Annotated in this window: 12 protein-coding genes; 2 read left to right on the forward strand and 10 right to left on the reverse strand. The window is 58.4% G+C overall.

Annotated features, from left to right (window positions below):
* Window positions 1–5: 5 nt before the first annotated feature.
* From yegQ to IV493_RS05465, 7 genes are all read right to left on the reverse strand, one after another.
* On the reverse strand, window positions 6–1,388 hold the full coding sequence (gene yegQ / locus IV493_RS05435; RefSeq protein ID WP_195858153.1) for a tRNA 5-hydroxyuridine modification protein YegQ: 1,383 nt from the start codon (window positions 1,386–1,388) through the stop codon (window positions 6–8).
* A gap of 267 nt (window positions 1,389–1,655) precedes the next feature.
* A complete protein-coding gene (baeR, locus tag IV493_RS05440) occupies window positions 1,656–2,363 on the reverse strand; it encodes a two-component system response regulator BaeR (protein WP_013358483.1) in 708 nt (235 codons plus the stop codon).
* 6 nt (window positions 2,364–2,369) lie between these two features.
* Window positions 2,370–3,758, reverse strand: a complete 1,389-nt coding sequence (gene baeS / locus IV493_RS05445; protein ID WP_195857849.1) for a two-component system sensor histidine kinase BaeS — start codon at window positions 3,756–3,758, stop codon at window positions 2,370–2,372.
* Complete coding sequence (locus IV493_RS05450; RefSeq protein ID WP_195857850.1) at window positions 3,755–5,161, reverse strand: MFS transporter; 1,407 nt, start codon at window positions 5,159–5,161, stop codon at window positions 3,755–3,757. The genes baeS and IV493_RS05450 overlap by 4 nt, the downstream gene beginning before the upstream one ends.
* Window positions 5,162–5,212: 51 nt before the next feature.
* Window positions 5,213–8,287 carry a multidrug efflux RND transporter permease subunit MdtC gene (gene mdtC / locus IV493_RS05455; RefSeq protein WP_013358480.1) on the reverse strand — a complete coding sequence of 1,025 codons (3,075 nt, stop codon included), beginning with the start codon at window positions 8,285–8,287 and terminating at the stop codon, window positions 5,213–5,215.
* The gene (locus IV493_RS05460) at window positions 8,284–11,406 is read right to left on the reverse strand and encodes an MdtB/MuxB family multidrug efflux RND transporter permease subunit (protein ID WP_195857851.1); all 3,123 of its coding nucleotides are present in this window, start codon (window positions 11,404–11,406) and stop codon (window positions 8,284–8,286) included. Before IV493_RS05460 ends, mdtC begins: the two co-directional genes overlap by 4 nt.
* A complete protein-coding gene (locus tag IV493_RS05465) occupies window positions 11,406–12,644 on the reverse strand; it encodes an MdtA/MuxA family multidrug efflux RND transporter periplasmic adaptor subunit (protein ID WP_195857852.1) in 1,239 nt (412 codons plus the stop codon). The genes IV493_RS05460 and IV493_RS05465 overlap by 1 nt, the downstream gene beginning before the upstream one ends.
* 239 nt (window positions 12,645–12,883) lie before the next feature.
* On the opposite strand from IV493_RS05465, the gene IV493_RS05470 reads away from it, so the two are divergent.
* The gene (locus tag IV493_RS05470) at window positions 12,884–13,843 is read left to right on the forward strand and encodes an aldo/keto reductase (RefSeq protein ID WP_135908087.1); all 960 of its coding nucleotides are present in this window, start codon (window positions 12,884–12,886) and stop codon (window positions 13,841–13,843) included.
* 208 nt (window positions 13,844–14,051) lie between these two features.
* Window positions 14,052–15,395, forward strand: a complete 1,344-nt coding sequence (locus IV493_RS05475; RefSeq protein WP_195857853.1) for a carbohydrate porin — start codon at window positions 14,052–14,054, stop codon at window positions 15,393–15,395.
* Window positions 15,396–15,620: 225 nt separating this feature from the next.
* Here IV493_RS05475 and yegD read toward each other — a convergent pair whose 3' ends face one another.
* From yegD to IV493_RS05490, 3 genes are all read right to left on the reverse strand, one after another.
* Window positions 15,621–16,973, reverse strand: coding sequence for a molecular chaperone (gene yegD, locus IV493_RS05480; protein ID WP_195857854.1), 1,353 nt, complete (start codon window positions 16,971–16,973; stop codon window positions 15,621–15,623).
* A gap of 75 nt (window positions 16,974–17,048) precedes the next feature.
* Complete coding sequence (locus tag IV493_RS05485) at window positions 17,049–20,384, reverse strand: diguanylate cyclase (protein ID WP_195857855.1); 3,336 nt, start codon at window positions 20,382–20,384, stop codon at window positions 17,049–17,051.
* Between the two features lie 163 nt (window positions 20,385–20,547).
* Window positions 20,548–21,162 carry a phosphatase PAP2 family protein gene (locus IV493_RS05490; RefSeq protein WP_013358472.1) on the reverse strand — a complete coding sequence of 205 codons (615 nt, stop codon included), beginning with the start codon at window positions 21,160–21,162 and terminating at the stop codon, window positions 20,548–20,550.
* Window position 21,163: the final 1 nt, after the last annotated feature.

The raw sequence follows: 21,163 nt of genomic DNA on the forward strand, positions 1-21,163 counted from the left end.
TTTCCTCAAATTGTTTCCGTTAGTAAACGATTATGAGGATCACGGGTATCTTCGCCGTGATCAAAATTGCGCAACAGCAGCGCAAAACGCAGATCGACCTCTTCCGGCACACGCAGCCAGACGCGATGGCCATCGCCGGGTGCAACCTCAGTGGGTTCGCCACGCGCATTCTGCAGGGCATCCAGCTGGCCATTCAGGTTGCCTTCGGGCGTCATGATCTCCACGCTATCGTGCAGCATAAACTTGTTCTTCACAGCCACTTCCGCCCATTCGCCCCGACGCTCGCCGGTAAATTCACCGACAAACTGCTGGCGATCCGAGACCGAAAAACCCTGCTGATAATTCTGGTAGCTGTCGTGAGTATGACGGCGCAGGAAGCCTTCGGTATAACCACGATGCGCCAGGCCTTCCAGCGTTAACAGCAGTGAGGGGTCAAACGGCTTACCGGCCGCGGCATCGTCAATCGCCCGGCGATAAACCTGCGCGGTGCGGGCGCAGTAGTAGTAGGACTTGGTGCGTCCTTCAATCTTCAGTGAATGTACGCCCATCTCGCTGAGCCGCTCCACGTGTGCCACTGCGCGCAGATCCCGCGAGTTCATGATGTAGGTGCCGTGTTCATCTTCGAACGCACTCATCACCTCACCCGGCTTCATCTTCTCTTCCAGCAGAAACACCTTGTCGGTGGGCTGACCGATGCCCAGCGTGGGCGTCACATCCTGTACCGGGATGGGCTCATGAATGCCGACAATATTTCCCACTTCATCCTGCTGGCCTTCCGCCACTTTATACTCCCAGCGGCAGGCGTTGGTGCAGGTGCCCTGATTCGGATCGCGTTTGTTCATATAGCCCGACAGCAGACAGCGACCGGAATAGGCCATACAGAGTGCACCATGAACAAACACTTCCAGCTCCATCTCCGGCACCTGCTGGCGGATCTCAGCGATCTCCTCCAGTGACAGCTCGCGTGACAGAATCACCCGGCTCAGCCCCATCTGCTGCCAGAATTTTACCGTGGCCCAGTTGACCGCATTGGCCTGCACCGACAGGTGAATCGGCATTGACGGGAACGCGTCGCGCACCAGCATGATCAGGCCGGGATCGGACATGATCAGCGCGTCAGGCCGCATCGCTACCACCGGCGTTAAGTCACGAATAAAGGTTTTCAGCTTGGCGTTGTGCGGCGCAATGTTTACCACCACGTAGAATTTTTTGCCCAGCGCATGCGCTTCGTTGATGCCCAGCGCGAGGTTCTCGTGGGTAAATTCGTTGTTGCGCACTCGCAGGCTGTAGCGTGGCTGGCCGGCATAGACAGCATCGGCGCCATAAGCAAAGGCAAAACGCATGTTTTTCAGCGTGCCGGCGGGGGAAAGCAGTTCGGGTTTCATGATGTTCTCACTGATGTCAGGTCAGTATGCCGCCTTAAGCGGCAGGTGCAGGGCCGTTAAGAGCCTATCCCATTCGGCTATTTTATTTGTCAGTCTGAACCTGGGCAGTGCTCACAATCCTCACGTACTACGTGTACGCTCCGGTTGTTCCGCGCTGTCCGTGTCCAGACTGCCTGCAACAATTACGCCTACTAGGATAAGCTCTAAGCCCTGCAAAAGGTGCGGAATTGTAGGCAGTGAGAAAAGGGAAGTAAATTGATCGGGATCAAACTAGATCAAATGACAGGCGTCGGCTTCCCAGCGATAGCCCATGCCGTAGACCGCACGGATAAAGGGTTGCTCGCTGTCGAGATTCTCCAGCTTGCGCCGCAGATTCTTGATATGGCTGTCGATGGTGCGATCCGTGACCACGCGATAGTCATCATAGAGATGGTTGAGCAGCTGTTCGCGTGAAAAAACCTTGCCCGGCTCCAGCGACAGGGTTTTCAGCAGCCGGAACTCCGCCGGAGTAAGATCCAGCGGCTTTTCGCGCCAGCTGGCGAAGAAGCGGCTCTCATCAACCCGCAGTAACGAGGCGCTCTGCGGCTCTTCCGCTGAACGTTTGACCCGGCGCAGAATCGTTTTCACCCGCGCCACCACTTCACGTGGGCTGAAGGGTTTGCAGATGTAGTCATCCGCGCCCAGCTCCAGCCCCAGCAACCGATCAATCTCTTCGGTGCGGGCGGTGACCATAATAATCGGCAGTTCGGAATGACGACGGATTTCGCGACACAGCGTTAAGCCGTCGGTGCCCGGCAGCATCAAATCCAGCAGCATCAGGTCGGGTGGCGTCTGGCGCACATACTCCAGCACCGCATTGCCGTCGGCGATGTGATGGGTACGGTAGTTCGAGGCGTGCAGATAATCGATCATCAGCTGCGCCAGTTTCGGCTCATCTTCGACCACCAGAATCAGCGGGTCGTGGTTTTCCTGGCTCATAAGCGTCTACACAGGGGGAACATAGCGCAAGTGTAGCGCGATTTTCAATCCACCTAAATCAGAGTGCGCCGCATGAATATCGCCGCCGTGCGCATCTGCGATATTTTTACAGATGGCCAGGCCCAGGCCCGAACCGCCGCTGGCGCGATTGCGCGAGCCTTCGGTGCGGAAAAAGCGCTCAAAAATCTGCACCTGATGTTCTCTGTCTACGCCCGGTGCGCTGTCATCAAACTCAATGTGCCAGTGGGGGGCTTCATACTTCAGCGTCACTTCAACCCGTCCACCGCTGTCGGTGTAACGCAGGCTGTTTTCCAGCAGGTTAGTGAACAACTGCATCAGGCGATCGGGATCGCCGAAGAAAGGGGCATTGTCGGGCAGATTCAGCTTCAGCGTCAGGCTGTGCGCGCGATAACGTTCGGCAAAGCTGCCAGCGGTCACTTCCAGCAGCTGCACCAGATCGGTCGCCTGCTTGCGGTAGGCAAGGGCACCCACGTCCGACAGCGACAGCTGATGCAGGTCTTCTACCAGCTTGGTCAGCACCACGACTTCACTCTGCAGTGAGGCGATTGCGTCTGGCGTCAGTTTGCGTACGCCATCCTGCATCGCTTCCAGTTCACCGCGGAGGATCGCCAGCGGCGTGCGCAGCTCATGGGAGATATCGGCCATAAAGGCGCGGCGCATACTTTCGTTTTTCTCCAGCGAGCTGGCCAGCAGGTTAAAGTCACCAGCCAGCTGGCCCAGCTCATCCCGGCTGCTGACCTCAACGCGGGTGGCAAAATTACCGGCCGCCAGATGATGCGTGCCATCGACCAGCCGCTTAACCGGCGCCAGCAGGCCCCGCGCCATCAGCCAGGTCGCCAGCGCCGCCAGCAGCGTTGACAGCCCCACGATAATCCAGCTGGTGCGCCGCTGCTGTTGATCAAAGTTAATATCGGTACTGCGCGTCAGCCGTTCTGGCGGCGAGCCGATCACCCAGCCAACCACCTTACCGGTACTGGTCGTGATATTGCGTCTTGTGCCTTCCGGGGGCACCGGCCCCGGCGGTCCGACCATCACTTTATATTGCTGATCGAGGACCCAGAACTGGGTGCGCCAGCCGTGTGGCGGCAGCTGACTGCTGCTGTCAGGATTCTGCTCCAGCGAACGCAGCATGGTGAAGATCAGCCGATCGTTGTGGCGCAGAAAATCCCAGTTCCCATGCTGCTCATACTGATCGGCCAGCGCATCGCTGAGCAGATTCAGGCGCTGCTGATTGCCGCGCTTGATGTAGTCGACAAAGCCGTGTTCGAAACTGAGGCGAACACCCCAGTGCATGGTGATCAGCACCAGCATGCAGGTGGCGAAAATCGCCATAAACAGTTTGGCCCCGATGCCCAGGCGCAGGTTAACTCTCATTTTTTTCTCCGGCGTCGCAGATCAACGTTGGTACTCACCTGTGGCGGGACGCGCCAGAACACCAGCGCGGGCAGGATGATAATCAGCGACATGCAAAGGTAGGTATAAATAAACATCTGATGCTCCGCTGCGCTGTTTGCTGCGCTCTCCTGGGCAAACGCGCCCAGCAGCAGACCGGCCACGGTGACGCCAATACTCATCGACAGCTGCATAATCATCGACAGCAGACTGTTGCCGCTGGAGGCCAGCTCATCCGGCAACTCCTTCAGCGTCAGGGTATTCATCGAAGAGAAGCGAATGGCGTTGACCATGCCCTGCAGAAACAGCACCAGCGGCAGCAGCCAGACCCAGCCCATGAGCGCCACCAGCGGGAACAGCAGGACCACCAGCGCCAGCGCTATGGTCGACATCACCAACACATTACGGTAGCCATAAAGATTGACGATGCGCACCACAATGCGCTTCATTCCCATATTGCCCAGCACCATCGGAATCATCATCAGACCGGCGTGAAATGGGCTGTAGCCCATGCCGAGCTGCAGAAAGATTGGCGTCATAAAGGGCAGCATGCCGCTGCCGATGCGGCCGGTAAAACTGCCGAGCAGGCCAATAGAGTAAACGCGATTATCAAACAGCTTCAGGCTGAACAGGGCGTTATCATTGCCGCGCGCATGCATCAGGTAAAACAGCAGAGAGAACATGCCAGTGAGGATCATGGCACCCAGCAGCAATGGCGAACCGCCGCTGCTGCGCTGACCATCCAGCGCCAGTGTCAGAGTAGCCATCCCGGCGGCCAGCAGGATAAAACCACCGAAATCAAAGCGGCGTGTCTGCATGCGGTAGTTGGGCATCAGCATCAGGGTGGCGATAGCGCCAGCAATGCCGACCGGGATATTAATCAGAAAGATCCAGTGCCAGCTGGCGTACTCCACCAGCACACCGCCCAGCGCCGGACCCAGCAACGGACCAATCTGGCCGGGCAGGGTCACAAAGGTCATGGCCGACATGTACTGTTCGCGCGGCACGATCTTCATTACCGTCAGACGGCCCACCGGCACCATCATGGCTCCGCCAATCCCCTGAACCACGCGCGACAGCACCAGCTGATCCAGTGTGCCGGAGATGGCGCACAGCAGCGAACCCAGGCTGAACAGCACAATCGCGCAGAAGAAGATGTTGCGCACGCCAAAGCGATCCGCCAGCCAGCCGCTGACCGGCAGCATCACGGCCACCGTCAGCACGTAATAGACGATCACCGAGTGCATGTGCAGCGGGCTGACGCCCAGGTCGTGTGCCATCGACGGGATCGCGGTATTGACGATGGTGGTATCCAGCGTCTGCATAAAGAAACCGATGGCAACAATCCACAGTTGCCAGCGGACGTTAGTGCTTTGCGTAGTCATCAATTCCCCCGGTCAAGGCGTCACATCCGCCGTCCGTCGCAGCCAGACCCATTACGGCTGCTGTGCGGCGGCCAGCGGGCGTTTTCTGCGCCGCAGCTTATCCATCATTAAATAGACAACCGGCGTGGTGTAGAGCGTCAGCAACTGACTCATCACCAGGCCGCCCGCGATGGTAATCCCCAGCGGCTGGCGCAGTTCAGCACCGTCGCCGCTGCTCAGCACCAGCGGCAGCGCGCCAAACAGCGCTGCCAGCGTGGTCATCATAATCGGCCGGAAGCGCAACAGGCAGGCCTGGAATATCGCCTCCCGCGCGCTGAGCTGGCCGTTGCGTTCGGCCTCCAGCGCAAAGTCGACCATCATGATGGCGTTCTTTTTCACGATACCGATCAGCAGCAGAATCCCGATTAGCGCGATCAGGCTGAAGGGCGTATCAAACAGTTCCAGCGCCAGCAGCGCCCCCACACCCGCCGAGGGCAGGGTTGAGAGAATGGTCAGCGGATGCACATAGCTCTCATAGAGGATACCCAGCACGATATAGACCGCCGCTATCGCCGCCAGCATCAGCCAGAGCTGGCTGCTCTGCGACTGCTGAAATACCTGCGCGGTTCCGGCAAAGCTGCCACGCACGCTGGATGGTACGCCGATCGCCGTCATGGTGCGTTCAATCGCCTCCGAAGCCTGTGACAGCGACACACCCTCTGGCAGGTTGAATGAGATGGTCGATGCCGCCGACAGCCCTTCATGATTGACCGATAGCGGCGCATTCGCTGGCTGCCAGTGGGCGAACCACGACAGCGGTATCGCTTTGCCTTCGCTGTTAATTACGAACATCTGTGACAGGGCGCTGATATCCTGGGTGTAGCGTGGATCGACCTCCATCACAACTTTGTACTGGTTAAGCGGCTGATAGATGGTAGAGATCTGACGCTGACCAAAGGCGTTATTCAGCAGGGCATTAGCCTGAGAGACGTCGATACCGAGCCGCGCCATGCTTTCGCGGTCATAGGTCAGCGCCATCTCGCTGCCTTTATCCTGCTGATCGGAGTTCACGTCCGCCAGCTGCGGCAGGGCAGAAAATGCCTCACGGATTTTCGGCTCCCACGTTCGCAGGGCGGCGAGATCGTCTGACAGCAGTGAATACTGATAACCAGCATTCGACTCCCGGCCACCGACCCGCAGATCCTGCACCGCATTCAGGTAGAGGCTGGCACCCGGCTCTTTTGCCAGCTTTGTGCGCAACCGCGCGATGATCTCCACGGCACTCTCTTTGCGCTCTGACAGCGGTTTCAGGGAGATAAACATTGAGCCGCTGTTGGTACGCATGCCACCGGTAAAGCCCACTACACTGTCAACAGCGGGATCGGCGCCGACAATCTCCATAAAATCCTGCAGCTTACTGCGCATTGCCTGAAACGAAATGCTCTGGTCAGCAGAGATAAAGCCGGAGAGTCGCCCGGTATCCTGTTCCGGCATAAAAGTTTTCGGAATATGAACAAACAGCCAGCCGGTCAGAAAGATGGTGGCGAAAAACAGCAGCATGACCCAGCGAGCATGGTTCAGCACCACGTTAAGCGAACGACCATACCCCTGCTGGATCGCCATCAGCAGCCGACCCGCGCCGCGCCGGCGGGGCTGGCTGCGTGGCCCATGCGGCTTCAGCAGATACGCGCACATCATCGGTGTCAGGGTGATGGAGATAAACAGCGAGATAACAATCGACACCGACAGCGTAATGGCAAACTCAGAGAAGAAACGGCCAATCAGCCCGCCGATCATCAGCAGCGGCAGGAACACGGCAACCAGCGACAGGCTCATCGACAGCACGGTAAAGCCGACTTCCCGTACCCCTTTCAGCGCGGCGGCCAGCGGTTTCATGCCTGCTTCGACGTGGCGGGCAATGTTCTCCAGCACCACGATCGCATCATCCACCACAAAGCCGGTGGCGATGGTCAGCGCCATCAGCGAGAGGTTATTCAGGCTGAAGCCGCACAGGTACATCGCGGCAAAGGTGCCGATCAGCGAAACCGGCACGGCGACGGCGGGGATCAGCGTGGCACGACCGGAGCGCAGGAAAACAAACACCACCAGAATCACCAGCGCCACGGCGATTAACAGAGACTGCTCCACTTCATGCAGCGAGGCGCGAATGGTGGGCGACCGATCCTGAGCAATCTGCAGATCGATGGCGGCGGGGATCACCTCATGCAGCAGGGGCATTTCGGCGCGGATCCGGTCCACCGTATCAATGACGTTGGCTTCAGGCGTTTTGCGAATCAGCAGCAGCACCGCCGGTTTACCGCGCGACATTCCGGCGTTACGTACGTCCTGCACCGAATCCTCAACGGTCGCCACATCTGACAGCTTCACCGCTGCGCCGTTGTTGTAGTGCACTACCAGCGGCTGATACTCACGGGCAGTCTGCAGCGCATCATTGGTACGCAACTGCCAGCGCTGCTGCGCGTCGTCCAGTGCGCCCTGCGGCCGACGCTGGTTGGCGTTCGAGATCGCGGTGCGCACCGCATCCAGCGACACGCCCTGATTAAACAGCGCCTGCGGATTGAGTGCCACACGCACCGCAGGCAACGAACTGCCGCCCACGGTGACGTCGCCCACGCCCTCGATCTGTGACAGTTTTTGTGCCAGTTGGGTCGAGGCGTAATCATAGAGCTGACCGGGATTGTAGGTATCCGAGGTCAGCGTCATGATCATAATCGGCGCATCGGAAGGGTTCACTTTGCGATAAGTGGGACGCGACGGCATGCCGGTGGGCAGCAGGCTTTGCGCCGCGTTGATCGCGGCCTGCACATCGCGCGCCGCACCGTTAATGTCGCGATCAAAATCGAACACCAGAATGATGCGGGTGCTGCCCAGCGAACTGGTTGAGGTCATTTCACTGACGCCCGCGATGCGTCCCAGCGAGCGCTCCAGCGGCGTGGCCACCGACGACGCCATAATCTCCGGTGAGGCACCTGGCAGCGACGCCGAGATAACGATCACCGGGAAATCGACCTGCGGCAGCGGCGCCACTGGCAGCAGCCGGAAACCCAGCATGCCCGCCAGGGCGATGGCCAGCGTCAGAAGGGTCGTCGCGACGGGCCGGTTGATGAACAGGGCAAAGAACTTCACTCTGCGGCCTCCGTGCGGCCAAAGCGGCGACGGGTGGCGTGCGCCAGCCGATCAAACAGCAGGTAGATCACCGGTGTGGTGAACAGCGTCAGCACCTGACTCAGAATCAGTCCGCCGACCATGGCAATGCCCAGCGGATGACGCAGTTCGGCCCCGACGCCGGTGCTGAGCATCAGCGGCAGCGCGCCGAGCAGGGCCGCCAGCGTGGTCATCAGAATCGGGCGGAAGCGCAGCAAGCAGGCCTGATAGATCGCATCATAAGGCTTCATACCCTGTTCACGCTCCGCCGCCAACGCAAAGTCGATCATCATGATAGCGTTCTTTTTCACGATGCCGATGAGCAGGATGATGCCGATAATCGCCACGATATCCAGCTCATTGCCGCTGAGCATGAGCGCCAGCAGCGCGCCGACGCCCGCGGTGGGCAGCGTCGAGAGAATGGTGATCGGGTGAATAAAGCTCTCATAAAGCACGCCCAGCACGATGTACATCGCCACAATGGCCGCCACAATCAGCCAGACCGTGCTGCTGAGCGCCGCCTCAAAGGCCAGCGTGCTGCCCTGGAACTGGGTCATCAGCTCGGCAGGCATGCCAAGCTCCGCTTCCGCCTGGGAAACGGCTTTTACCGCATCTTCCAGCGAATAGCCGTCAGCCACATTGAACGAGAAGGTCGCCGAGGGGAACTGGTCGAGATGGTTAATGCTAAGCGGCGTGTGGCGCTGCTCGATGCGGGCAATCGCACTCAGCGGCACGCTGCCGCCGTCGCTGCTGTTCAGGCGAATCGCATCCAGACTCGCCAGCCCGGGCGTGGCGTTATTATCCTGCTCCAGCACCACACGATACTGATTCGCCTGGGTATAGATGGTGGAGATCAGCCGCTGCCCAAAGGCGTTATACAGCGCGTTATCGACGTCCGCCATGCTGATGCCGAGGCGGCTGGCACTGTCGCGGTCCACGTTGACATAGGCTTCCAGCCCCTGATCCTGCCAGTCACTGCTGACATCGCGCAGCTGTGGCAGGGTGCTCAGCCGGGTCAGCAGGGCCGGAACCCAGGTGCTGAGCGACGACAGTGAACCCGATTGCAGTGTGAACTGATACGGTGTGCGGCTCGCCTGGGTATCAATGGTGAGATCCTGCACCGCCTGCAGCCACAGCTGCACGCCCGGCACCGCACTGACCTGCTGTTGCAGGCGCTGCTGTATAGCAGGAATCCGGTCGTCGCGCTGATCCAGCGGCTTGAGGTTGATCTGCAGCCGCGCGCTGTTCAGCGAAGCATTGGTGCCATCCACGCCGACAAACGAGGTCATGCTCTCAACCGCCGGATCTTTCATAATGATGGAGGCAACATCGCGGGTGCGCTGCGCCATACTGGCGTAGGAGACCGACTGCGGGGCCTGCAGCGTACCCTGAATAATGCTGTTGTCCTGCTGCGGGAAAAAGCCTTTCGGGATCACCATCCACAGCAGCAGCGTCAGGACCAACGTGCCCAGCGCCACCGACAGCGTCAGCCAGGGGTGATTCAGCACCCGGCTCAGGCCTCGACCGTAGGTGGCGACGATACGATCAAAAATCGCTTCACTGGCGCGCGAAAATCGGTTCTGTTTGCGCAGCGACTCTGCGCTCAGCATCCTGGCGCACATCATCGGCGTCAGGGTCAGTGACACCACTGCTGAAATCAGAATCGCCACCGCCAGCGTCACGGCAAATTCACGGAACAGGCGGCCAATCACGTCGCCCATAAACAGCAGCGGAATCAGCACCGCAATCAGCGAGAAGGTCAGGGAGATGATGGTGAAGCCAATTTCTCCGGCCCCTTTCAGCGCGGCGGTGAGCGGTTTTTCTCCTTTCTCGATATAGCGTGAGATGTTCTCAATCACCACGATGGCATCATCGACCACAAAGCCGGTGGCGATGGTCAGAGCCATCAGCGTCAGGTTATTGATGGAAAAGCCGAGGAAGTACATCGCCGCAAAGGTGCCGATCAGCGAAAGCGGAACCGCCACCGCCGGGATCAGCGTGGCGGGCACGTTGCGCAGAAACAGATAGATGATCATCACGACCAGCGCCATCGCCAGCATCAGCTCAAACTGCGTGTCGTTCACTGAAGCGCGAATATTGGTGGTGCGGTCGGTGAGAAGTTTAACGTCTACCGATTTTGGCAGAGCGGCAGTCAGGGCGGGCAGCATGGCACGGATATTATCCGCCGTGGCGATGATATTGGCGCCAGGCTGACGCTGAACGTTGAGCACAATCGCCGCATCGCGGTTAGCCCAGGCACCGAGCCAGCTGTTTTCAGCTCCCTGTTCGATAGTCGCTACATCACCCAGACGTACCGGCGCACCATTTTTATAGCTGATGATCAGCTGGCGATAATCTTCCGCCGATTTCATCTGGTCATTGGCTGATAGGGTGACGGAGCGGGTCGGGCCATCCAGGCTGCCTTTGGCTGAATTGACGTTGGCATTGCTGATGGCAGTCCGCACCGTTTCGCTGGTCAGACCCAGCGCCGCCAGCGCCTGCGCATTCATCTTCACCCGCACCGCCGGACGCTGGCCACCCGAAAGCGTCACCAGCCCGACGCCGCTGACCTGAGAGATTTTCTGTGCGACACGCGTTTCCACCATGTCCTGCACCTGCGTCAGCGGCATGCTGCGCGTGGTAACGGCCAGCGTCATGATCGGTGGATCGGCAGGGTTCACTTTGCTGTAAACCGGCGGATTAGGCAGGTCATTAGGGAGCAGGTTAGTGGCGGAGTTAATGGCTGCCTGCACCTCCTGCTCGGCCACATCCAGCGGCAGCGTCAGCTGGAACTGCAGCGTCACGACCGAGGCACCGCCGGAGCTTTGCGACGCCATCTGTTTCAGCCCAGACATCTGACCAAACTGGCGCTCAAGCGGGGCGGTGATAGAGGAGGTGACCACATCCGGGCTGGCACCCGGATAGAGTGTGACGACCTGGATGGTCGGATAGTCGACTTCGGGCAGCGCCGAGACCGGCAGGAAGCGATAGCCCAGTATCCCGGCCAGCAAAATCGCAATCATCAACAGCGTGGTGGCGACCGGGCGCAGAATAAACTGGCGTGACGGCCCGCCACTGTGATCGGGAGGCATGACCTGCATTACTCACGCTCTCCTTTTGACGGCAGGGTCGCGCGGGTGGCGCGCGGTGCGTTGCTCTGCGGCGCGACCACCTCAACTTTCGCACCTTCGGTCAGGCGATCCAGCCCGTCGGTCACCACGCGTTCACCCGCCTCCAGACCGGCGCTGATCACGACTTTTTCACTGTCCTGCAGACCCGCAATTACGCTTTTTTTGCTGACCTTATTGTCACTGTTCACCACCCAGACAAAGTGGCCTTCGTTGCCCATCTGCAATGCGGCAGGCGGAATGACCACTGCATCCTGCAGGGTGTTGACCTTCAGTCGCACATTGACGAACTGGTTAGGGAACAGCGTGTCGTCCTGATTATCAAAACGCGCTTTGATTTTGATGGTGCCGGTAGTGACATCAATCTGGTTATCGAGGCTCAGCAGTTTGCCGCTGGCGATCAGATTCTGATTACTGCGATCCCAGGCCTCCACCAGCAACGGCTGGCCGCTTTTCTGCGCCTGCAGAATCGAACTGATGCTGTTTTCTGCCAGGGTAAAAACCACATCAATCGGGTGCGTCTGGGTGATCACCACGATACCGGTGGTGTCGCCGCTGGTGACATAGTTGCCAACATCCACCTGTTTCAGCCCGACCCGGCCAGTAATCGGCGCGGTGATCAGGCTGTAGGTCAGATTAAGCTGTGCACTGGCAACGCCGCCCTCATCTGCTTTCAGGGTGCCGAGCGTTTCACTCACCAGTGAGCGCTGAGTGTCCAGCTCCTGTTGCGACACCAGCGAGGTTTTTGCCAGCTTCTCGAAGCGTGCCAGGTCGCGACGGGCATTCGCCAGCGTCGCCTGATCTTTCGCCAGCTGGCCCTGAGCCTGGGTTAACGCCACCTGATAAGGCCGCGGGTCGACTTCTGCCAGCAGATCGCCTGCGTTAACCTGCTGGCCTTCGGTGAAGTGGATCGCCAGCAGGTCGCCATTGACCCGACTGCGCACCGTGGCCGTGTTAGCAGCGGTCACCGTTCCCAGTCCGCTGAGGAATTGCGGCACGCTCTGGCGGGTGGCGGTTGCCGCCTGAACCGGTGCGAGGGGACGACGCGCGCCATCACCCCCGCCTTTGCCGCCACGTGGCGCTGGCGAATCCGTCTGGCTGCTGCTCTGCGGCTGGGCATTGCGCTGCCAGGCATAGTAGCCGCCAGCGGCCACGGCGATCAGGGCCAGCACGATCAGGGTTTTCTTCATAACAGGATGTCGGGTGCTCATGATTGTTGATGCTCTCCAGCAGTGACGTAGTCCCAGGCGCAGGCATGAAATGGGTAGCCTGCAAACGAAAGATTGTAGTCGCCTCTGACGGGCAGAAGTTGAAGGAAATAAGGATATCTGTCAGGGCGGGGTAATTATGCCTGTTCCTGCATTAATCGCAGCACAATCGTCATAAAGGCGTGAAATGACTTTGCTATGCTAAAAAACAGACCGTTTGTCAGGCAAATCAGGAGCAGATAATGAGTCAGAATCAAACCCGGCAGTTGGGTGACAGTGGTATTACGGTGCCGTTACTGACGTTTGGCGGCAACGTGTTTGGCTGGACAGTGGATCAAACCACCTCCTTTTCTCTGCTGGATGCGCTGGTGGATCGAGGGCTGTGGTTTATTGATACTGCCGACGTCTATTCCCGCTGGGCACCGGGTAACAAGGGCGGTGAATCGGAAACGATTATTGGTGAGTGGCTGAAAAAAAGCGGCAAGCGCGATCGGATCGTGCTGGCAACTAAAGTCGGTATGGAACTGTCGCCGGAAAAAACCGGGCTGAAGCCGCAATATATCCGTCAGGCGGTCGAAGATTCACTGCGCAGGTTACAGACCGACTACATCGACCTCTATCAGGCGCACCGTGACGATCAGGACACGCCGCTGGCGGACACGCTGAGCACCTTTGACAGTCTGATTCGCGAGGGGAAAGTCCGGGCTATTGGCGCCTCGAACTACAGCGCGGCGCGGCTTGAGGAGGCATTGCAGATCAGTGAAACGGAGGGGCTGGCGCGTTATGAAACCCTGCAACCGGAATACAACCTTTATGACCGACAGCCCTATGAGTCGGAACTGGAGCCGGTGGTCAGGGCGCACGGTTTAGGCGTAATCAACTACTACTCCCTCGCCAGCGGTTTTCTCAGTGGCAAATATCGTGATGCAGCGGATGCCAGTAAAAGCGCACGGGGTCAGGGCGTGGTAGACAAATACCTCAACCCGCGCGGTTTGCGAATCCTTGACGCGCTGGATGCGATTAGCGATGCGCATCAGGTGACACCGACGCAGGTGGCGCTGGCCTGGCAGATTGCCCGGCCCGGTATCACCGCACCGATTGTCAGTGCTACCTCACTTAAACAGCTCGACGATCTGACTGGCGCAACGCAGCTCACGCTGACCCCGGAACAGATTGATCAACTGGACCAGGCCAGCCGCTAATTTCAGGGGCGCTAGCGCCCCTTTTTACTTTATGCCTGTTAAAAAGTGCGCACCCTGCCCGAAGAATAACCAATCAGCGATCCCGATCACAAATGCGTTAATAAACTGATGTTTCAGGAAATTATGCGCACGTATTTACAATAAATGAAGATTAGTCAGCATTATCCTCTGCCCGTCACTTTCCGTAACTTACATAAGAATAAGCAAGATGAAAAACAGACTCGCAGAACAGCGTTTTCCGCTGCGCCGTGTGGCAACCGGCACCCTGATCATGGCCATGTTTTCCGCACAGGCCATCGCCGCTGATGCTTTCAGCCCGGACTCTGAATGGATGTTTGGGGACTGGGGTGGTTATCGAACGCAGTTGCAGGACGACGGCATCAAGTTTGACGTCAACTACACCATGGAAAGCGCCGCTAACTTAGGCGGCGGAGCCGATACCAATACCACCATGCGCTACAGCGATCAGTGGACGTTCGGCACCAATTTCAATTTGCAGAAGCTGCTGGACTGGCAGGATGCCGAGTTTCAGATGACCGTCACCAGCCGTAACGGGCAGAATCTTTCCGATCAGGTCGCCGATCAACGCACCGGTATGCTCTCCTCGGTGCAGGAAGTTTATGGTCGCGGTCAGACCTGGCGTCTGACGCAGTTCTGGTTGCGCAAAGGCCTGTTTAACGATGTGGTCGATATCAAAGCCGGACGGGTAACGGTGGGTGAAGATTTCGACAACTTCGATGGCAATCTGTTCCAGAACCTGGCGCTGGGCAGCGGACAGGCGGGTAACTGGCGTGGCGATCGCTGGTTCAACTGGCCGGTGTCGCAGTGGGGCGGCCGGGTTAAGTTTAATATCACGCCGGATGTCTTCTTCCAGGTCGGTTTCTATAATCAGAACCGCGCTAACTACGATCGCGGCGATGGCTTCCGTCTGGATACCAGCAACTCCGAGGGGAATCTGGTGCCGGTGGAACTGGGCTGGAAACCGACATTCGGGCCGGAGAAATTACCGGGTAACTATCGCATCGGTTATTACTATTCGTCAGTGGATGGCGATGTCTATGGCAGCTGGCGCAACGGCGGCTATCAGGATCAGGCGCATTCCTACGGCGGCTATCTGTTATTGCAGCAACAGCTGACCGCGCAGGATGGCGATGTGAACCGTGGTCTGGGCGTGCGTGTTCAGGCGGTGATGAACGATCATAAGACCTCGAAGACCGATAACTATCAGTCTATCGCCTTTACCTGGACAGGGCCGTTCGATGCCCGTCCGCAGGATGAGATTGGTGTGGGCGCGTCGCGTATCCACGTGAACAGCGACTATACCCGCTCACTGCGTCAGCAGAATCAGGCCAATGGCGAGAGCCGCTTTGACAGCCCGACTTATCTGCCGATTCAGGAAGGTTCAGAGTACAACTATGAGGTTTACTACAACGCCAAAGTAACGAACTGGATGTCACTGCGACCTAACCTGCAGTATGTGGTGGCACCGGGCGCGGTGAGCGAAGTGAAGGATGCGTTTATCGGCGGTATCAGCGCCAATATTGCCTTCTGATAGCGGGCTAAAACGGCATCCTTAAAACCATGGCGGGGAGATCGTGCACAGGCTCAGGGAGCATACGCCTTCCGCAAAGACGCAAAAGACGCCATCCCTGGCAGGCTCAGCGCGGGCCATCCGTGGCCCGCGATGCTTTGCTACAGGCGTAGGCTCCCATCGCTTTAAGATTCTGAGCTGTCTTTACGGAAAAGCGAGGAGCCTTTTTTACATCGATGCGCCGCATTAGCGGAACATCACTTCCGCCCAGCGGGCCAGGCCTGCGGTAACGGAGGCGAAATCATCGCCGCCCGCAATCGGCGTATCCGGCAGCGTCTGCTGCAGCGCTGCGCGCAGCAGTGGCGAACGCGCACTGCCGCCGGTCAGATAGATCACATCAGGCTTGATCTGGCTGGTGGCCAGCGCGAGCTGCACTTGTTCCAGGATTTTCTCCAGCGGCTGACTGATGGCGTCCTGCAGCTGACCCACCCCAATCTCTGTCTCTAATGCCGCGGCAATGAAGTCGAGAGAGGCGGTATGCGCCGGGCTGGCTGACAGCGCAATTTTGCTCTCTTCTGCCGCGCGCACCAGACGGTAACTGAGCTTCTGCTGCCACACTTTCAGCAGGCGAGCCACGACGTCACTCTGTTCAGCATCCCGCACTAAATCCCGCAGCCACTTACCGCAGGCCGGACTGTAAAAGTCACTCTGCGCCGGAACATCATTGATGGCGATGGCGTTCCACCACGGCAGGGCAGGCAACGCGGTGCCTTTCAGGGTATTACCGCCCAGGCCCAGCAATGGCATCAGGGTTTTAAACGTCAGCATAATATCCAGGTCGTTCCCGCCAACGCGGCAACCGCTGTGGCCCAGCAGGCTTTCACGGCGGTCCGCCTTATCACGCCATTTTGGCCCCATCAGCAGCATCGAGCAGTCGGTCGTACCGCCGCCGATATCCACCACCAGAACCGTCGTTTCCTGCTTCAGCGTCGCTTCGAAATCGAGTCCGGCCGCGACCGGTTCAAACTGAAATTCCACGTCACGGAAACCGGCGCGGTGAGCGGCGCGCAGCAGAATGCCTTCTGCCTGCTGGTTAGACTCTTCGCTGCCTAAGCCCTGAAAGTTGACCGGCCGCCCGATCACCGCTTGATCGATGGCCTGATCAAGCTGGCTTTCACCCTGCTGGCGGATGTGCAGCATCATGGCGCAGACCAGATCTTCAAACAGGGCGATCTGCTGTGGCTTCAGGCCACTGGCACCGAGGAACGATTTGGGGGATTTAACGAACCAGACATCTTCGGGGTCGACCATGTAATGCTGCAGCGCGGTGAGGCCGAACTGCACGCTGTTGGGCTGGACTTCGATATCCTCTTCGCGGTTATAACGCATGGCACGCTGCAGCAGCGCCGTCGTTTCGCTGTCCGGTGTCGCCACCTGATGATGACGATAAAGCCATTCGCTGATCGACTCGCGGGTCGGCGCACAGATCATTGACGGCAGCAGGCGCTGATCATTTTCCAGCGTTAACAGACGTGGCGTGCCATTTTCGCTGACTGCAATAGAGCAGTTAGCCGTGCCGTAATCGAATCCTATGAACATTTTCGCCCCCATGCCGGAAAAAAGGGGGCGACTTTAGCGCAGCTTCAGCAGGGTGGCAAGCAGGCAGCGCGGGAATTAACGGATAGCGAAGATGCGATCTTCAGCCAGAGAACGCAACGGCTGACGCTCGGCCACGGCACTGCCCCAGACGCCATCCACATCAAGGGTCGCCAGCGTGCTGAGTACGGCGGGTACTGAAATCGGACCGGCCAGCACCGAGATATTGCGCTGCGTTGCCTGGCCCTGAATGATGGTCAGCAGCATCTCATCCATCAGATTATTATGAACGTTAGCAACCAGTTCAGGGGCCAGCACCAGATAATCAACCACTTCGTCACTCAGCAGATTGAATGCATCCAGGTTACGGCCAAAATGCTGCAACACGACACGACAGCCACACTGCCGCAGTTGCATCAGCGCGGCATAGAGCTGATCGCCTTTGCTCAGCACGCTGGCGGCAGGGAAAGCGAAACCACAGCGGCTGTCAGAGAGTCCCTCGGCAACAAAGCGCTGACAGAGTTGCTGCACGAAGACGGCATCGTTCAGTACCTGTGCATTGAGTGGCAGGATCACCGGAATGCCTTTGTTATTCAGCCTCTGCACATCGTGACGGAAAAAAGCATCCAGAATATTATTATCCAGCCGGCGACGCAGCGAATCGTCAGGCAGGTTATTGCGCAGCAGGGTTTCATCCACCAGCAGCCCGTCAGCCGTTAACAGCTGCACCTCAAGCAGCCAGATAAAGGCCGCCTGCGGTGTTTTAGGCGGCGCAACGGCCCAGGCCGGCAGTTCGATCTGCAGCGCATCAATCATTACTGCATCCATGCCCTGATGATTACCCGGCAGCGGTAAACGATGCTGTTCGTAGATGACCAGTCGTCCGCGCCCGCTGCGTTTGGCGTTGTAACAGGCGATATCCGCCTGCGAAAGCACGTCGCCGCTCTGGCAGTTATCCGCTGAAATCTGCGTGACGCCCGCGCTCGCACCCACATGATAAAGGCGGCCCAGCCACTGGAACCGGTAATCATTGACCGCGGCGACGATGCGCTGCACCACGTCATGCGCCTGAGCGACTTCGCAATCGGGCATCAGCAGCGCAAACTCGTCGCCGCCCAGCCGGGCCAGGAAATCGCTGCTGCGCAGGTGGTGCTGCATTAAATCGGAGAGCTCACGCAGTAACGCATCGCCTGCGGCATGTCCGGCGCTGTCATTCACCGCTTTAAACTTATCCAGGTCGATAAACACCAGCACATGCTGATGCTGATGTTCAGCCGCATCAAACAGCAGACGTTTAAGCTGAAGCTCGAAACTGGCACGGTTCGGCAGGCGGGTCAGGGTGTCATGCAGCGCGCTATAGCTCAGCCGCTTCATCAGTTTGCGCGACTCACTCACATCCTGAATAACCATTACGGCACCCTGTTCCAGGCCCGCCTCGGAGCGCAGCGATGTGATGCTGTAGTGAATATCGATATGGCCGCCATCGGGCGTATGCAGCACCAGATCGTCCGCCAGACCGGGGGTGATTTTTTCCGCCGGTAGCTGGCATAACAGCAGATTCTCGACTTCGGGGCCGTTACGCCCCTGAGTGATATGCAGCAGTTCACTCAGCGGCTGACCGGCTGCCTGCTCCTGCGACAGGCCACTCATTTTCTCTGCTACCGGGTTCATAAAGGTGACACGCATCTCTTTATCGGTGCTGATCACCGCTTCGCCGATGGAATCCAGGGTGATCGCCATGCGCTCTTTCTCCTGAAACAGCGCCTCATTAAGATTGCGCAGCGGCGTGATGTCCTGGCAGATGCCCAGCATGCGCTCAATGCGCCCCTCTTTGCTCAGTTGCCGGTTAGCCTGCGTGCGCACCCAGCGCTGTCCCTGAGCATCGACCACGCGGTACTCCATATGAAAAGCGCTGCGCAGCTCAATCGCCTGCTGCACCGTCAGCGCGGCGTACTCGCGATCGGCGGGATGGAGCAGATGGACCCAGAGGTCATAGCTGGGCGACTCATGCGGCGCAAGGCCAAACAGGGCGTACATGCGCTTGTCCCATAACATCTCGCCGGTCAGCAGGTTCCACTCCCATACGCCGATGCCGCCCGCCTCGTTGGCCAGCGTAATACGCTCCATCAGCCGGCGGTTCACCTGCTCACTCTGCTTCAGCTCTGAGATATCGATAATCTGCGCAATAAAGTAGAGCGGGGCATAGCTACTGTCGCGCACCAGCGAGACCGTCAGCCGCGCCCAGACAATTTCGCCATCTTTACGGAAATAGCGCTTCTCAAAAGTGTAGGTATCGATCTCACCCTCCAGCAACCGGGTCGCATGTTCCAGGTCGAGGCTGAGATCGTCGGGATGGGTAATCTGCTGAAAGGTCAGACGCTTCAGCTCTTCTGCCGGATAGCCCAGAATCTGACAGAGAGATCGATTCACCTGCAGCCAGTTGCCCTGTGGCGCGACGAGTGCCATACCGATGGCGGAATACTCCATGGCGTGACGAAAGCGGGTTTCGCTGTCGGTAATGTGAAGTTTTTCGCGCCGGAACGCATCCATCACCAGCGACATAATGTGACTGGGGATTAACACCAGCAGAAACGGCAGCCAGCTGGAGACCGGGCCGAGGGCGCTGTTGTTATTGACCACGTTGACCAGATCAAAAGCCAGCAGCATCGAGATAAAACTGGCGTTCAGGAAGAACAGGACAAACGCCTGCAGCTTGGGCAGGCGAACCGCGCACCAGAACAGGATCACCACAATAAAGGTAAAGGGCCACGGCAGGAAACGCAGTGCCAGATAACTGGCACCGAGGGTAAGCACCAGCGTCAGCAGGGATTCGGCCAGCCGCAGATCGCTGAACTGCGCGCGCCGCAGCGGCCAGGGCAGCAGCAGCAGCATCGGGCCTAAAACCAGCATCCCGATGATCTCGGAGATGACCCAGGTATAGAAGAAGGGAAACGAGGCATGGCCGCTGACCTGCAGCGTCCAGATCGCCAGCAGGCCGCCGAGCAGCGGGGTCATGATGCCGACTGACACCACCATCCTTGCCCAGTCATTCAGCGAATTCAGCGGCGCGCGCCGATCCAGCAGGGCGCGCAGCAGCATACCACCCACGCCGGCCTGAATAAGATTAAGCAGCGCAAATTTAATATTTGAGAGGGCAGGTCCGATGATGATGGCATTCGCCCCCGCGGTGCCCAGCACACAGGCAGTCAGCAGCAGCGGCAGCTGTCTTGAAGGGCAGCGGAAAACCACGACGGTCATTAAGGTGGTCGGGAACCAGAGCGGGGAAATCTTCCCACTGACAACGATCAGTTCAAGACAGAACATCGTCAGGACAAACACCACGCAGCCAAGCACCAGGGCCGAGAGCCAGCGGTTTGGCGGGTTATTTTGCGGGGACAGGATCTCTATCGTCATGCGGACTTCCGGCAGGGTGCAGGGCTCCGCAACGGCGAATCAGGCACCAGTCATTCTCTGACTGCATGCTAGCACATTCGGCAAAGAAAAAAGGGGTGAAATCAATATTGCCCGTTATTCGGCGAATTGACGGGCAGGGTAAAATTGATTGCCAGCGTGTTGATTACTGGCGGAAAAGATCGGCGCGGGTATAAGGTTTCTCCAGGCCCGCGAGGCTGGCAGAGAAGCGCTCCAGAAACTGCTGCGTTGTTGCGACGCGACCGTGACTCATCAATACAAACGGCACTAACAGCGCGGCACCCACCTGTGGCCAGCTGAAGCCTTTTAATGAGGTGCGGCGCTGCGAAATGAGAAACGCGGTGCTCAGCGTAAAGCCCAGCAGCAGACCGGTAGCGACCTCACTTTTAGAGTGAGCGTGGATCACCAGACGTGAGAAACCGACCATCAGTGGGATCAGATAACCGACGCCAATCGCCGCGATACGCCATACGGCTTCCCAGCGCCCGGAAATCAGCCATAACATGACCGGCCATAGCGTCGCGGACATGGCGCTATGACCGCTGAAACCGGTGAAATTAAACCGGGCGCTGCCAATACCAAATCCCAGAAACAGAATTTTCGAGAGGCTGACGGCCAGGCCAGCCAGGCCAAAAGCCACAATCCAGTAAAAGACCGTAAGACGATTGTCACTCTTCCACGGCAAAATCAGCGCAATAATCACCGCTGTCGGAATCAACAGCATGCTGTCGCCAAAATAGGTCAAAGTCTTCCAGTGCATA

Origin of the sequence: Pantoea sp. SM3640, from assembly GCF_015654165.1 — a bacterium.
In the GTDB taxonomy this organism is placed as follows: Bacteria; Pseudomonadota; Gammaproteobacteria; order Enterobacterales; family Enterobacteriaceae; genus Pantoea; species Pantoea vagans.